Origin of the sequence: Eubacterium sp. AF16-48, from assembly GCF_003479405.1 — a bacterium.
Taxonomy (GTDB): domain Bacteria; phylum Bacillota; class Clostridia; order Lachnospirales; family Lachnospiraceae; genus Eubacterium_G; species Eubacterium_G segne.
The window spans coordinates 51,489-65,587 of sequence record NZ_QUHB01000002.1; the positions used below are offsets into that span (position 1 = coordinate 51,489).

Below are 14,099 nucleotides of genomic sequence, written 5' to 3' on the forward strand. Positions count from 1 at the left end.
ACAAAATGTTGATTTTGTATAGTCGCAGTGCTAGTATACCAATGATTAAAAGACATAATTACATCACATTTAATGAGAAAGGGAACAGAAAATGAAAAGAGTATTACATATTCACAAAGTATTAATGTTAGTTGCATTGTTTTTATGTATAGGTACATTAACAGTTACCTCAGCAGCCACAGTAGACAATAAGGATGGTAAGTCTGAAAAAACTACTACAGTATCAAAGAATACCAAGAAAAAGGCAGCAAAAAAGAAGGGAAAATTAGTTACAAAGAACGGTTATACATATTATAAGGTTAATGGAAAGTATGTGAAAAAACGCTTTGTAAAGATTAAGGGAAAAACATACCACTTTGGAAAAGACGGAACAATGACATTAGGATGGCTTAGAAGCCGTGGAAATTACTATTGTTTCAGCCGTGTAAATGGAAAAATGTTTAAAAACCGTAAGGTGGACGGAATTAAGCTGGATAAAAAGGGCAAGGCAGAAAAGACAGATTTAAATATTGATAAAATTAACACAATGATTACAGCAAGGTTGAAGGTAAATAAGATTTGCAAGGCTACAGACAGCAAGGAAGTAAAGTTGAGAAAATGTTTTGACTGGGTTGCCAAGGCACCTTACAAGAGATACCGTTTCCTTAACAAAATATATAAGCAAAAAGGCTGGGAATCAACGTTTGCCAATGATATCTTTAAAAATGGAGACGGATGTTGTGTTTCGGAAGCAGCAGCATTAGCTTTTCTGGTACATGAAAGCGGATATAAAACAGTTTATGTTGCCCATGACACGGAACATGCATGGATGGAGCTTAACGGAAAAGTTTATGATACATTATTTGCCAGAGCAAAGGATTATGAAAAGTACTACGGCTTATCATATAAAAATTATTCATGCTGGGCAGTAGATAAGAGAAAGATATAAAATAGGAGTACGGTATGGTATTTAGTTCAGCGATATTTTTGTTTGTTTTTTTGCCGATAGTGTGTGCATTGTATTTTTGTGCACCGGGCATTAAGGCAAAGAATGCACTGTTAATTATAGCCAGCCTGATATTTTACGCATTTGGAGAGCCGGTGTATATTTTACTTATGCTGGCCTCTATTGCTGTAAACTACATGTTCGGAAGGCTTATTGGCGTGTTTTCAAAAAATGAAAACCAGGCGGGCAGAAAGATTTGTCTTATATTAGCTGTAATAGCCAATATAGGAGTTTTGGGAGTGTTTAAATATACCGGATTTATTGTGGAAAATCTTAATCACATAAATGGAATAAATATAAAGAATCCTAATATTGCCCTTCCTATTGGAATTTCTTTTTTCACGTTTCAGGCTTTGTCTTATGTAATTGATGTTTACAGGGAACCTGAATTAGAGCAGAAAAATCTATTTAACCTTGTTTTGTATGTATCATTTTTTCCACAGCTTATTGCGGGCCCTATTATAAGGTACAATGAAATAGCAAAACAGATAAATAGCAGAAAATCAAGTATAGATATGGCAGCTGCAGGCATTCAGCGGTTTATAAGAGGTCTTGCAAAAAAACTAATTATAGCCAATGGTGCAGGTTATATAGCAGATGCCATATTTAAGTTAAACATAGGAGATTATGGCTTTTTTGTGGCGTGGGTAGGAGCTATAAGCTATACTTTACAGATTTATTATGATTTCAGCGGTTATTCTGATATGGCAATTGGAATGGCAAAAATATTTGGATTTGAATTTAGCGAAAACTTTAAACATCCATATTGTTCAAAAAGCATAAAAGAATTTTGGCGCAGATGGCACATATCCCTTTCTACTTGGTTTAAGGAGTATGTGTACATTCCGTTAGGGGGCAACAGAAAAGGAAAACTTCGCACAGAAATAAATAAGTTAATTGTTTTTGCACTTACAGGTATATGGCATGGTGCTAACTGGACTTTCCTTGTATGGGGAATGATTCATGGTGTGGCAAATGTTTTAGAGGACACTGTAGGAAAGGGCATAAAAATAAAAAACAAAGTCATAAAAAATATATATGTGTGGTTGGTGGCAACAGTAGCTTTTGTTATGTTTAGGGCAGACACGGTGGCTGAAGGTTTTGGAATGATTAAAACAATGTTTACAGGCTTTACATTTGGAATAAATTCTGTAAGCTACATAGCTGAATTATTAAGTCCTTATTACATATTTATTTTGATATTGGCTGTGGCTTTTGCATATCCTGTAAGGGAAAATCTGCTAAGCTATGTAGATGGCAGAAGCGTAAAAGCAAAATACACCATAAATACAGCTGTTTATGCATTTGACATTTTGCTTGTTTTACTATGTGTTATAAATTTAGCAACGGCTACATATAATCCGTTTATTTATTTTAGATTTTAGGTGGTGATGGGAATGCAAAAGAAAATATTCATAATTTTATTTTTTATAATAATTTGTCTTCCGTCAGTAGCCATGTTTTTTTACAAGACGGATTTAAATGCGGAAAAACGTCAGGTTCAGGGTTTCCCGGAATTAAAGAAAGATGGGCATATAAATGGAGATTATTTTTCGGAATTAACGGATTTTTTCGCAGATAATTTTGCCTTCAGGCAGGAATTAATTGAGGCTGACGGTGTCATTAAAAGTAATGTGTTTAAGGAATCTAATAATGACAATGTAATTGTAGGCAAAGACGGCTGGCTGTTTTTCAGTGAAACATTAGATGATTATATTGGAAGAAACACATTGTCAGAGAGAAAAATATATTCCTGTGCAAAGGTACTTTCCCTGATTCAGGAAAATGCCAATAACAATAACAGAAAGTTTTTGTTTATAGCAGCACCGGATAAAAACGCCTTATATCCTGAGTATATGCCTTCGAGATACATAAAGATAAGTGATGTTAACAATTATTCACTGTTAAAGGCTGAAATGGAAAAGTTAGGTGTTAATACTCTTGATTTGCGGCAGATGTTTAAAAATGTAAATAAACGTGTTTATCATAAATTAGACACTCATTGGAATAATGAGGGAGCTGCTATGGCATGTGGTTGGATTTTGGACAATTTAGGAAAAAGCCATTATGATTACAGCAATGAAAAGTACACTATTAAGAAGAACTTCTCAGGAGATTTATATGGCATGCTTTTCCCAAAGGGGAAGAAAAAGGATGATAATGTAATTTACGAAAAAAAGCATACATATGAATATCTTTCAAAGACAAATAACGTGGAAGATATTTCTCTTGAAACTAAAGAGGATTCTAAAAAAGGGTCTATTGTGATGTACAGGGATTCTTTTGGAAATGCTTTGTTACCCTTTGTGGCAGATGAATATAACCATGGTTATTTTTCAAAGGCTGTGCCATATAATCTAAATCTAGCGGATGATTATAATGCGGATGCAGTTGTTATTGAAATAACGCAGAGACATATTCCGTCACTTATTGAGGAAGTTCCATATATGGCAGCGCCGCTTAGAACTGAAAACTTATCGGTACAGACAACGGATAAGTGCAAGTCTGTTATTGAAATGGTGGACAGTGAAAACCAGTATCTGCCCTTTAAAGGTGCTGTAGACAAAAACTATTTAAGCGATGACGGAAATATATATGTGAGAATGTACAATGATAAAAATTCTTATACTTTTGAGGCATTCCCGGCATCCTATGAAAATGAAAAAGCAGATGGATACCATTTCGGGCTTTATATTGATACGGCAGATATTGCATCAGGAAGTTATGATGTGGAAGTGATTTCTCAAAAGGGAAATGAATATTATACTTCCGGCAGCGGTGTGGAAGTGGAACTTGAGGAATAGATTAAGAAATAATTAATTTCGCAAAAAGATGTTTACAAGAAATAAAATAAATGTATAATGAATGATTGTGGAGGAAATGGAACATGAGAAAAAATATTTTAATGATTGCTACAGTTACAATGATGGCATTTGCAATTACTGCATGTGGCTCAGATAGCAAAGATAATGAAACAACAAAAGCAGAAACAACAGTACAGGTAACAACTGAAGAAGCAACAACAGTGGAGGAGACTACGGCAGAGGAAACAACAGAGGCTCCTACAAAGAAAGTTGTAAAAAAGAAGAAAGTTAAGAAAAATACGGAAACACAGGCACCAAAAGCACTTAGTCCGGAAGAAGCTAAGGCTACAGCTAAAAGTTATGTTGGAAAAACAATAGACCAGCTTGTTGCTGCAATAGGTCAGTACAACAGTATGGACAAATCAAAGAGCTGCTTAGTTGACGGTGAATATGATGGAATGTTTTATTATGATGGGTTTACCGTTTCAGCATCTACAGAAAATGGTGTTTGGGTAATATCCAGCGTAGATTAATGATATAATTCAGTTGATTATAAGGAAACTACAGTTTTTTATTGAAAAAAACTAAAAAAATCAACAAAAATTAATTGACAGTAAAAAATACTTATTATATAATAAGTTCTATTGTGACGTGTTATGCACGTTTGTTTTATGTCTTAGCCAAAGCCCCGGTATGGATATAGAACGTTTTATAAAAGAAATATTAAAAGATAAGCAAAATTTCAGGAGGTAAACCAATGAAAACATACATGGCTAGTCCAGCAGATATTGAAAGAAAATGGTATGTAGTTGATGCTACAGGATATACATTAGGACGTTTGTCATCAGAAGTTGCTAAAATCTTAAGAGGAAAGAACAAACCACAGTTCACACCTCATATTGATACAGGTGACTATGTAATTATTACAAACGCTGACAAGATTAAGGTTACAGGAAAGAAGTTAGACCAGAAGGTTTATTATCATCATTCAGACTACGTTGGTGGTATGAAGGAAGTTACACTTAAGGAAAAACTTGCTAAGAAACCTGAAAGTGTTATTGAACTCGCAGTTAAAGGCATGCTTCCAAAGGGACCTTTAGGAAGAAGCATGATGAAGAAACTTTTTGTTTATGCTGGTGCTGAGCATCCACATGCAGCTCAGAAACCGGAAGAATTAACATTTTAGTTAACTGAGAGGAGGAAATGATAATGGCTATAGAGAAGTATTATGGAACAGGTAGAAGAAAAAGCAGTATCGCTAGAGTATACGTTATGCCTGGTAAAGGAAATGTAACAATCAACAAGAGAGACATTGATGATTACTTTGGTCTTGAGACATTAAAGGTAATCGTACGTCAGCCATTAGCAGCTATTGATGCAGCTGATAAGTTTGATGTTGTTGTAAATGTACATGGTGGTGGATATACAGGACAGGCTGGTGCCATCAGACATGGTATCGCCAGAGCATTAGTTCAGGCAGACGCTGAAAACAGACCAGTATTAAAGAAAGCCGGATTCTTAACAAGAGATTCAAGAATGAAGGAAAGAAAGAAATACGGTCTCAAAGCAGCCAGAAGAGCACCACAGTTTTCAAAGAGATAATTCAAACGAATATCAGAAAAGAGCAAATTTCCCCGAAAACATCGAGTTTTCGGGGATTTCTTTATATTCCGATAAATCTATCAGACACCACAAAAACACACGAAATTTCAACGGTAACTAACACATAACTAACAGGTAACTAACACGGAAAACACTGTCTTGTGTAAGACATTGCAAGTCTTATGTAAGACACATTTTTGCAATAAAAAAGGACGAATCAATCGCCCTTTTCGTTGCAGTATTCAATGATACATGACCGGACATCTTTTTTCGTCCGGCAATGATAGGAATGACCGTCCTTGAAAATGATGTCATATCCGTCGTGCATGTTTCCAGTGATTCCGGAAATCATTTCTCTGTTCTTTTCTGCAATCTGCATTGTATCAAATAAACCGCATTGGTCTTTTCTGACGAGGTCTTGCATGTACGCATTGACCGACATTCCTTTACTGGATGCAAGAGCCTTGATAATGTCTTTCATGCCTTTAGGTACAACGAGATTGATTCGTTCGTAATGTTCACGCCCGAAATTGTTTTTGTATTCAGTTCTATTCATGGCACACCTCTATATTTTGTTGATAGCGTCAATCAGTTCCTCGATTTCAAAATGTGTATATACGACCTCTGTCACGCCCTGCCCTTTATGACCGACAATTTTCTTGATGACCTTGTCTGACACTCCGGCAACCGTCAACATGGAAATACATGTGTGACGGGTATCGTGAGGACGGTGTTTCATTCCGAGGGTCTCAATAAGTGGCGACCAGTACGAATCATAATAATTCCGGTATTTGAAATGTTCACCCTCCGGAGTAGAGAGGAGATATTCACAATCATTGAGGTTGTACCAGTATTCAAAGAACGGATAAACCTTTTCAGAGATTGGAGCGGTACGGATTCCGGCAGCAGTTTTCGAGGCGACAATCTTGAAATATCTTTCCTCAAGGTTCACATTTTCTTTCTTGAGGTCGAGGAGTTCGCCGATTCTGCATCCGGTATATATCAGCATGAGGATGACAGTATAATATATATTTGAATCCTTGACATCCCATATCTTTTTGACCTCTGTTTTTGAAAAAGGTTTCCGGTTGTATGCGTTCGGGTTTCCTGCCTTTTTGATGTCGAGGTATTCAACGAGATTCCGTTCTTTTGGGATAATCTCATGAATCACGGCGTATTTATACATCAGACCGAGCAGGACTTTCAATTTCCGGAGTGTTGGATAATTTTTGCCGGATTCATCGACAATCATTTGCAGGTGGTCGAGTTTGACATCGACAAACCGCATCCGTGCAAGTTTATCACACAACGCCCATGCTGCACGATAACCCTTGACGTTGGAATCACTGACGGTCGGAAAATGTTCATCAGACCATCGCTCATATACATCCTCGAATGTGACTTTTGCAGCATCCACATCATAAGGATTTGCATTGAACTCCGCAAGTGCGGTCAATGCCTCTTTACGGGTCGGGTAATATCCGACGACCGTATATAATTGTTTTGATTTACCTGTTTTCGGGTCGATTTCCCATCCTTTTGTCTTTTTGGCAACATAAGGATTCCGGCGATTTCCCGATAATTTGTAAACCGTTCCGAATCCGTTCGGTAGTTTCATAAAATCACCATCCTAAAAAAGAGTATAAAAAATAAAACCAATGCAAAAAGCACGGTTTTATGATAGAATGGTGTTTGCAGGAACATTCTGTCGGTGCTTTTTGCAGGAGCATGAGACGGAGGTTTCACAAAGGCGATTCACATTGCAGTGTGGGTCGTCTTTTTTATTGTGCATTATTCATTTGCACGGCGTTCTTTTGCGACTTTTCTATACTTGCGACCGATGACAACACATGCGACACCGAACACAATAGCAATTATTCCGGCAACCGGAACAGCAAGCAATAGAATCAATCCTAAAAGTGCAAGGACAGCACCGAGAACAATCATGAGGATTCCGCAAACACTGTATGTATTTGCAGAGTATTCCTTTTTCTGCGGTGCATTTGTGGAACTGGATGCAGCAGGATTTCCGTTTGCAGCCGTCAATCCTTTTGCGATGCCGGACACGCCGACGGTAGTTCTGTTATACACTGCGTTATATGCTGCCTTTTTCGGGTCGTTGACGATTCCCATTCCCTTTTTACCATAAAGGGGATTGACCGCCTTTTTGACCTGCCGTTTGACTTTTCCTGTTGTTCTTGCCTTGATGCTTTTCTTAATGTTTGGCTTTCTGACACCGTATTTCATGAACACACCTCCATTTCTATAAAATCAACATTCTGTAAACTTTCCTCAAGAGAGGAGGTGAGCAGAATGAAAATCCTTGTGTGGGAAGTGAGAACCTCAAAAGGGTTCACATTGATGGAGTTATCGAAGAAATCCGGAATCGGAAAATCTACGATAAACAACATCGAAAACGGTAAGGTGTCACCGACATTGTTTCAACTTGAAATGATAGCGATTGCATTAGGCGTGAACATCACCGACCTGTTTGAATCCGAATACAAATAATTGTACCATAATGCAGCGGGATTCCGGCAGCAGGAGGAACGATTTCCATGATTATGGAAATCAACCTCGATATTTCCACAATCATGGAAATATATGATACAATGCAATTCGGAAAGGGGGTGGTGTCTCCCTTGAATTACAAAGAGGCTATTGTCGAAATAGTCGGAAAGATACACAGCGAACGCATCCTCAAGAGGATATACAAATTCGTGTTGTATCTCTACACCCATGAGACTGGCAGTTGAAAGACTGTCAGTCTTTTTTTGATGCAAATAAATCTATGATTCTTTGAAATGCTGCGATGTCCTCGTCGCTTGCCTCAAGTAGTGCCTTGAAAAGATTCTTGCGGGCATCGTCCTCACCTACCATGATGCGGTCGATTCTTTCGATGAAATCATCGTCGGTATCAACGAACATCTCACCGTCACCAGTAGTCAACCATATATAATCAACATTAAATTCACGGCAGATTGATTTGATAACCTGTTCAGTAACGGAGTTTTTTCCGTTTTCAATTTGACTGACAGAGTTCTTTTTCATTCCTATTTTCTCACCGAATTTTTCAAGGGTGAGACCGAGTGCTTTTCGTACTTCTCTGATTCGTTCGCCTTGTGTCATGTGAAATCACCTCCTCTATTTTCTAAAGCATAACACCGAAAGAGACAAAAATCAATAAAAAAGTTCTTTCAAAGAACAAAAAAGAGTTGACATTGTTCTTTCAAGGAATTATACTGTTCTTACAAAGAACACAGGAGGTACAAAACAATGATGAAATCTGAATTTGAAAACCTTGCAGGTAGAGCAGTAACAAACGAACAGTACAGAGCGATTGAAACATTATATATGAGTAGCAACCTTGAAAAAGCGGAATTTGTAAAGAGCATCAGAACAATGCTCAAGAGCATCCCACAGCCGGAAAGGAAAAAAGACATCAAACGAATGGTCGTAAGAGACAAGAGCGGTTACAGAAAGACACCGAACGGATGCTATTACCACATCAAATATGTTGAATTGGTAGACATTGACATCAAAACAGGGAAATACATCATCAAGCCACTTGAGGAAAAAGATTTTGAGAGACTGGCAAAAGACGGACACGATTTGAATTTAGACACATGGTTTGATTTCGATTATGAGGATTGCATCGACGAAAAGAAAAAGCCGATTGAACTGAATTATTAAAGCCGAAACGGGGCAGCAGTCGCCCCGTCAGTGTCCGGATGGCAACCGACACTCTGACGATGGCAAGCCGAAAGACATCGTTCAGCGATACCGTGGGAAACATGGCAGCGGTCGCACCTGCTACAAAGTGCGTGGATGGTCAACAGGTTTTTCTTGATTTTTTAAGGTGAAAAATCAAAACACGGTATACATTGCCGGAAAAGAGGTGGACGGGATGAAAAGACCGAGAGAACCACCGACAGGAGGAAACAGGATGGATATAGGACGAATATTGCCGACAGAGGCAGCAGCAATCCTCAATGTATCACCGCAATTCGTGAGGGTAGCAATGCAGCAGGGAAAACTCCCGATAGGAACGGCGGTGCAGATGTCCTCAATTTGGACGTATCACATTTCGGAAAAACTGCTTGCAGATTATTCCGGAAAGAACATAGAAAAAGAGATTGAGCGAATCCGAGGAGGTGTTGAAAAATGACGAGAAACGAGAAAAAGGCAGTGATTGAGAGCATGGCAGAAAAATTCATGAATATTGACGACCTTGAGGGAAAGTCAATGACCATTATGGTGATGTCTGCGTATGCCGAGGGTAAGGCAGCAGGAAAAGCAGAGGAGCGTCGCAGATGGGAACAGAAAGAGGCGGTTGCAGCCGTTTAATGAAAACGCCCCGTCATAACGGCGGGGCAGTACATAGCAGGAGCATGAGAGCAAAGAAAAAGGACAACCATTGCAGTGGTCGTCCTTGTGATAAGAGCAGAGGAGGAAGATGCGACAAGAAAAGAGAACTTGCGGTTGCGACCGTATAAAAGACAACAGCAAAGGAGTGAGAAAATGAGATTTTATCATGCAGCACCAAAAGAAACAATGATGAAGATATACGCCGAGGGCGTTCTCAAAAAGTCGTGGGATGGCGTTGTCTATATGTGCAAAGACCCGATTGACGCTTGCAAGTTTCTTGTGATTAGAGGAATGAGACAAATGAGCGTCATTGAGTTGGAACTTGATGAAAAGGAGGTTGAGGAATCACACGACCATTCAGAGACATTTTTCAAATGCAAGGCATACATAAAACACGGAGACATTGTTCTCTCCGGAGACGAGAGAATATTCGACTATGATTTTGAGTAAAGAAAAAGGACATCCGTTGCGAGCAGATGTCCGGTGCAAGTCGTGTCAGACTTGAAATTCACTAGAAATATTATAGCAAATCTGACACAAAAAAGCAACTTGAAAAGAGACCGAAAAGGTCTATAAAATCAAGGGTTTTCGGAACTTTTATCGTCCTTGTAATAGATAATAACAAGTCTACGAAAACATGACAGGAGGATTGTGTCAGATGGCAAGAAAAAGAGGGATGCAATATATCCCGTATGATTATGAGGCAGCATATAACAAAGCGATGGAGGACATGCATGAGTGGTTCATTGAGAACCTGTTCCAACATCGAAAGAAAGTTATATATGCACTGAAAGAGATAACAGCAGGAGACCAGTTTGAAATTGAGATATATCCGCAGTTCCGGAGCATGGATGAAGTACCTCCGGAGGGGAGAACTATCAAGAAAGACAACAAGGCTCAAAAGAATCTGAATGACAAGAACGCACGGAAATATGTTGAGAGGCTAATCAATGAGAATTTCAGTGACCGTGATATTTGGATGACATTGACCTATGATGACGAGCATCTCCCGCCGGACGGGGATGTGGATGCAGCAATCAAGAATGTGCAAAAGTACATCCGACGCATCAACTATCAGAGGAAAAAGAGAGGTCTCCCGAATGCGAAATATGTCTATGTGACCGCATACAATCCGGATGCGGAAATCAGATGGCATCATCACATTGTCATGGATGGAGCGTTAGACATGGAGACGGTTGAATCCTGTTGGAAACAGTCAAGCAGGAATGAGGTTCGCCGATTGCAGACGGACGAAAACGGTCTGTCCGGTATGGCGAATTATATCGTCGAGGAAAAGAACCGTGTTCCGTCGGAAAAGAGGTGGAACAGTTCGCAGGGATTGAGAGACCCACGAATCAAGGTCGTTCATTCCAAACGTCCGGCAGCAGGAGGCAGTTATAAAAAAATAGGCTCATTCGTTGACAAGATGGTCAAGGATAGGGATTCCATTCCGGAGATATTGAAAAAGTGGTATCCGGACATGGATTTCACGAATGCAGCAGTGTACTACAACGATTTTAATTGCATGTTTTATATACATGCACGAATGCGGAAAAGGAGGTCGACAGGTGAAAAGACGAATAAGACGGATAAGACGGGCATTGAAAAGAGCAGGTTTATATAGTACATTTCACATCACATTGATTGCGGTATTACTGATAGGATTTTGCGTGATATTGTTCAATGTCAAAGAACCGGAGCAGCAGGAGGAAAAACCGGAGACGACGCAAGCGGAAGTGATACAGAATCCGGAAACAATGACACAGACGGCAGAGAGCATCGAGGACAAATACAAGGTGTTTGATACCATGTCCGAGGACTGGGGGAGTGATGACCTTGAGGGATTCGTGTTCTACGACCTGCCGGAGAAGTATGCAGACAAAGGCTATTTTCCGGAGAAAATGCAGATATACACAAGATGTCTATGCAAGCAAAACGATGTTCCGTATGCCCTTGTATTGGCAATCATAGAGTATGAATCCGGATATGAGTTCGACAAGACCGGAGACAACGGGAACTCAAAGGGATATATGCAGATATATGAGAAATGGCACACCGACCGGATGCAGAAATTGAACTGCATCGACCTCATGAACCCATATCAGAATGTGAAAGTCGGGATTGATTTCCTATCGTATCTCCTCAAGAAATACGGAACGGTGCAGGATGCACTTGCAGCGTACAACTACGGTGAAAGAGGTGCAAGGGAACATTTGTGGAACAACGGCGTGTATGTCTATTCATACAACACGGCAATCATGCAGAGAATGAAAGAGATTGAGGAGGTGGTCGGGAAATGAGGTTTGACTGGAAACCGGAATCGAAAGAGAGGTATTTCCGAAAAGCGGAGGCAGCAGTCAAGGCAGCGGGATTCGATGACATCCTGCGGGTAGACAGAGACCAGTTTTTCCGTCGTCAAGGGAACGGTCAAGGTACATTTCAAACCGATTTCGAGAGACGGGAAAACACGCCGATGGTGGGAGGCAAAGAGAACGATTGAGAACATGCATGAAGTGCCTCCGGCAAAAGACCAGTTCGGCAAGAAACACAAGAGCATTTTCATACATGCTTTTATGATTTTAGAAATGGAGGAGCAAGACAAATGAAAACATACAGACAGAAACATCCGTACATTGCACAAATCGGGTACATACTGCGGTACAAGCTGCAACGGTTCACATGGATGTTCAAGGTCAAGGATTGCAGACACATTTGTTTGTTCTGCGAATATTATGACACATGCAGACAGGAGGGCAAAGGCAAATGAACATGAAATATGCAATGAGAAGTGAGGACACAGAGCAAATCAATGTTGTGTCGTGGGCGAATTGGAACATGAACCGTTATCCGGAATTGAGATGGTTGTTCCATGTACCGAACGGAGGCAGCAGAAACAAGCAGGAGGCAGTCAAATTCAAGCAGATGGGTGTCAAGGCGGGTGTTTCTGATTTGTGCCTCCCATATCCGAAAGGCTCATACTGCGGATTGTTCGTTGAAATGAAATTCGGTAACAACAGGCAGCAGGACACGCAAAAAGAGTTCCTTGCAGACATGGCAGCAGCAGGACATTTCGTCGCAACCTGCTATTCAGCAGAGGAGGCAATCAAAGTCATTGAGGAATATTTGAATCTTGCGTTGTGTTATTGTCCGGAGGAGGATTTCAACAACAAAATGAGCATCCCGAACAACAGCATCCTCAAGGATGGGAAAGTCAAGGGAGGCAGGTCATGACGCTTGCGGATTTACTCAACACATTAGAGAGTGCGGACATGCTGCGAATCATCAAGGGAGGCGAGGAGATGTTCGTCGGCTATCTTGCATTATTTGCACCGGAGGTCGGTCACACGAACTGCACACTCTATGAGCAACACAAAAACGACACGGTCGTGAAATTCAGAGCAGTTCCGGAGATTACTCACAGGAAGTGGAAAGAATTGAACCTCATGTCACCATTACGACCGGACGAAACGCCGGATTTCAAGTTTCAAGAATTGCAAATGAAACTGTATTACACAATTTATTTATAACAGGACAATAACAGGAAAACAGGAGGAAAAGACATGAAAATTATTGCAGTAATGTCACCAAAAGGAGGAATCGGGAAAACAACGACATCCGATTCAATCGCCTATATGTTGGGCGAGGAGCAGGGGAAAAGAGTGCTTGTGTTAGATGGAGACCCACAGGGAGACACATCAAAGACGTTCGGGGTATATGAACCGGACGGAATCGGCATGAGTGAACTGCTTGAGAAACATGAATGTGTCGGAGGTGCATATAAAACGGGCGATTTGATTCGACCGACCGACTATTCACACATTGACATCATTCCGGCGAATGGCTATCTCATGAAAACCGACATGAATCTGCTGCTCAAGTCAGAGGACAACCAAGTCACAAGGATGCGTGAGGCATTGGAGGAAGTATCTGACGCATACGATTATTGCATTTGTGATTGTGGTCGCTTGCTTGACATGGTCGTCATCAACATTCTGATTGCAGCAGAACTCGTCATCGCTCCGGTAAAGGTCGGAGGATATGAAATCGAGGCATTGCAGAACCTTGAGGAGCAGATTGAGGACTTGAGAGACATCAATCCGGATTTGAGAATCAAGGCACTCATGACAATGCGACAGAAAAACAAGACCTCTCTTGAGGTGGAGGAATGGTTGAAAACAGAATCCGGATTTGACATGTTCGTCACACCGATTCGTCGTTCCATCGTCGCAGAGAAATCAACAACGGCGATGATTCCACTCCCGAAATTTTCAAAGAGAGGAATCGTGTCTCAAGATTACAGATGCGTTGTGCATGAGTTACTCAAGGAAATGGAGGAATAA

24 protein-coding genes are annotated in these 14,099 nt (G+C 40.3%); 20 read left to right on the forward strand and 4 right to left on the reverse strand.

What is annotated here, in order from left to right:
• Positions 1-91: 91 nt before the first annotated feature.
• The 6 genes from DWW68_RS02425 (at position 92) to rpsI (ending at position 5,391) form a co-directional block, all read left to right on the forward strand.
• On the forward strand, positions 92-928 hold the full coding sequence (locus DWW68_RS02425; RefSeq protein WP_021952744.1) for a hypothetical protein: 837 nt from the start codon (positions 92-94) through the stop codon (positions 926-928).
• A 14-nt stretch (positions 929-942) separates the two neighbouring features.
• A complete protein-coding gene (locus tag DWW68_RS02430) occupies positions 943-2,370 on the forward strand; it encodes an MBOAT family protein (protein ID WP_118588745.1) in 1,428 nt (475 codons plus the stop codon).
• A 12-nt stretch (positions 2,371-2,382) separates the two neighbouring features.
• Positions 2,383-3,789: a hypothetical protein gene (locus tag DWW68_RS02435; RefSeq protein WP_158576788.1), complete on the forward strand. Its 1,407-nt coding sequence runs from the start codon at positions 2,383-2,385 to the stop codon at positions 3,787-3,789.
• 83 nt (positions 3,790-3,872) lie between these two features.
• A complete protein-coding gene (locus tag DWW68_RS02440; protein WP_021952741.1) occupies positions 3,873-4,322 on the forward strand; it encodes a hypothetical protein in 450 nt (149 codons plus the stop codon).
• A gap of 224 nt (positions 4,323-4,546) precedes the next feature.
• Positions 4,547-4,975, forward strand: coding sequence for a 50S ribosomal protein L13 (rplM, locus tag DWW68_RS02445; RefSeq protein ID WP_021952740.1), 429 nt, complete (start codon positions 4,547-4,549; stop codon positions 4,973-4,975).
• 23 nt (positions 4,976-4,998) lie between these two features.
• Complete coding sequence (gene rpsI, locus DWW68_RS02450) at positions 4,999-5,391, forward strand: 30S ribosomal protein S9 (RefSeq protein WP_118588747.1); 393 nt, start codon at positions 4,999-5,001, stop codon at positions 5,389-5,391.
• Between the two features lie 217 nt (positions 5,392-5,608).
• Here rpsI and DWW68_RS02455 read toward each other — a convergent pair whose 3' ends face one another.
• The 3 genes from DWW68_RS02455 to DWW68_RS13570 all read right to left on the reverse strand — a co-directional run bounded on the left by DWW68_RS02455 (position 5,609) and on the right by DWW68_RS13570 (position 7,638).
• Positions 5,609-5,947, reverse strand: a complete 339-nt coding sequence (locus DWW68_RS02455) for a hypothetical protein (RefSeq protein WP_118588748.1) — start codon at positions 5,945-5,947, stop codon at positions 5,609-5,611.
• Positions 5,948-5,956: 9 nt separating this feature from the next.
• Positions 5,957-7,009, reverse strand: coding sequence for a site-specific integrase (locus DWW68_RS02460; RefSeq protein ID WP_118588749.1), 1,053 nt, complete (start codon positions 7,007-7,009; stop codon positions 5,957-5,959).
• A 173-nt stretch (positions 7,010-7,182) separates the two neighbouring features.
• Positions 7,183-7,638: a DUF3040 domain-containing protein gene (locus tag DWW68_RS13570; protein WP_118588750.1), complete on the reverse strand. Its 456-nt coding sequence runs from the start codon at positions 7,636-7,638 to the stop codon at positions 7,183-7,185.
• A 66-nt stretch (positions 7,639-7,704) separates the two neighbouring features.
• Here DWW68_RS13570 and DWW68_RS02470 point away from each other — a divergent pair, with 66 nt between their 5' ends.
• Positions 7,705-7,902 carry a helix-turn-helix transcriptional regulator gene (locus tag DWW68_RS02470; RefSeq protein WP_022164642.1) on the forward strand — a complete coding sequence of 66 codons (198 nt, stop codon included), beginning with the start codon at positions 7,705-7,707 and terminating at the stop codon, positions 7,900-7,902.
• Positions 7,903-7,949: 47 nt separating this feature from the next.
• Positions 7,950-8,147, forward strand: a complete 198-nt coding sequence (locus tag DWW68_RS02475; RefSeq protein WP_118369655.1) for a hypothetical protein — start codon at positions 7,950-7,952, stop codon at positions 8,145-8,147.
• A 7-nt stretch (positions 8,148-8,154) separates the two neighbouring features.
• Here DWW68_RS02475 and DWW68_RS02480 read toward each other — a convergent pair whose 3' ends face one another.
• Positions 8,155-8,520 (reverse strand): helix-turn-helix transcriptional regulator, encoded by a 366-nt coding sequence (locus DWW68_RS02480; protein ID WP_118588751.1) that lies wholly within the window; start codon positions 8,518-8,520, stop codon positions 8,155-8,157.
• A gap of 147 nt (positions 8,521-8,667) precedes the next feature.
• Here DWW68_RS02480 and DWW68_RS02485 point away from each other — a divergent pair, with 147 nt between their 5' ends.
• The 12 genes from DWW68_RS02485 (at position 8,668) to DWW68_RS02530 (ending at position 14,099) form a co-directional block, all read left to right on the forward strand.
• On the forward strand, positions 8,668-9,084 hold the full coding sequence (locus tag DWW68_RS02485) for a hypothetical protein (protein ID WP_118588752.1): 417 nt from the start codon (positions 8,668-8,670) through the stop codon (positions 9,082-9,084).
• A 214-nt stretch (positions 9,085-9,298) separates the two neighbouring features.
• Positions 9,299-9,559 carry a hypothetical protein gene (locus tag DWW68_RS02490; RefSeq protein ID WP_226981619.1) on the forward strand — a complete coding sequence of 87 codons (261 nt, stop codon included), beginning with the start codon at positions 9,299-9,301 and terminating at the stop codon, positions 9,557-9,559.
• The gene (locus DWW68_RS02495; RefSeq protein ID WP_055287211.1) at positions 9,556-9,738 is read left to right on the forward strand and encodes a hypothetical protein; all 183 of its coding nucleotides are present in this window, start codon (positions 9,556-9,558) and stop codon (positions 9,736-9,738) included. Before DWW68_RS02490 ends, DWW68_RS02495 begins: the two co-directional genes overlap by 4 nt.
• Positions 9,705-9,887: a hypothetical protein gene (locus DWW68_RS13320; protein WP_147365636.1), complete on the forward strand. Its 183-nt coding sequence runs from the start codon at positions 9,705-9,707 to the stop codon at positions 9,885-9,887. The genes DWW68_RS02495 and DWW68_RS13320 overlap by 34 nt, the downstream gene beginning before the upstream one ends.
• A 25-nt stretch (positions 9,888-9,912) precedes the next feature.
• A complete protein-coding gene (locus DWW68_RS02500; RefSeq protein WP_101874765.1) occupies positions 9,913-10,209 on the forward strand; it encodes a hypothetical protein in 297 nt (98 codons plus the stop codon).
• A gap of 208 nt (positions 10,210-10,417) precedes the next feature.
• Complete coding sequence (locus DWW68_RS02505) at positions 10,418-11,383, forward strand: hypothetical protein (protein ID WP_118588753.1); 966 nt, start codon at positions 10,418-10,420, stop codon at positions 11,381-11,383.
• Positions 11,328-12,059 (forward strand): lytic transglycosylase domain-containing protein, encoded by a 732-nt coding sequence (locus tag DWW68_RS02510; protein WP_243052991.1) that lies wholly within the window; start codon positions 11,328-11,330, stop codon positions 12,057-12,059. Before DWW68_RS02505 ends, DWW68_RS02510 begins: the two co-directional genes overlap by 56 nt.
• A complete protein-coding gene (locus DWW68_RS02515) occupies positions 12,056-12,259 on the forward strand; it encodes a hypothetical protein (protein WP_118588755.1) in 204 nt (67 codons plus the stop codon). Before DWW68_RS02510 ends, DWW68_RS02515 begins: the two co-directional genes overlap by 4 nt.
• A 102-nt stretch (positions 12,260-12,361) precedes the next feature.
• The gene (locus DWW68_RS13575; protein ID WP_199641179.1) at positions 12,362-12,526 is read left to right on the forward strand and encodes a hypothetical protein; all 165 of its coding nucleotides are present in this window, start codon (positions 12,362-12,364) and stop codon (positions 12,524-12,526) included.
• Positions 12,523-12,990: a VRR-NUC domain-containing protein gene (locus tag DWW68_RS02520; RefSeq protein ID WP_118588756.1), complete on the forward strand. Its 468-nt coding sequence runs from the start codon at positions 12,523-12,525 to the stop codon at positions 12,988-12,990. Before DWW68_RS13575 ends, DWW68_RS02520 begins: the two co-directional genes overlap by 4 nt.
• On the forward strand, positions 12,987-13,286 hold the full coding sequence (locus tag DWW68_RS02525) for a hypothetical protein (RefSeq protein WP_118588757.1): 300 nt from the start codon (positions 12,987-12,989) through the stop codon (positions 13,284-13,286). Before DWW68_RS02520 ends, DWW68_RS02525 begins: the two co-directional genes overlap by 4 nt.
• Positions 13,287-13,319: 33 nt before the next feature.
• On the forward strand, positions 13,320-14,099 hold the full coding sequence (locus DWW68_RS02530) for a ParA family protein (protein WP_118588758.1): 780 nt from the start codon (positions 13,320-13,322) through the stop codon (positions 14,097-14,099).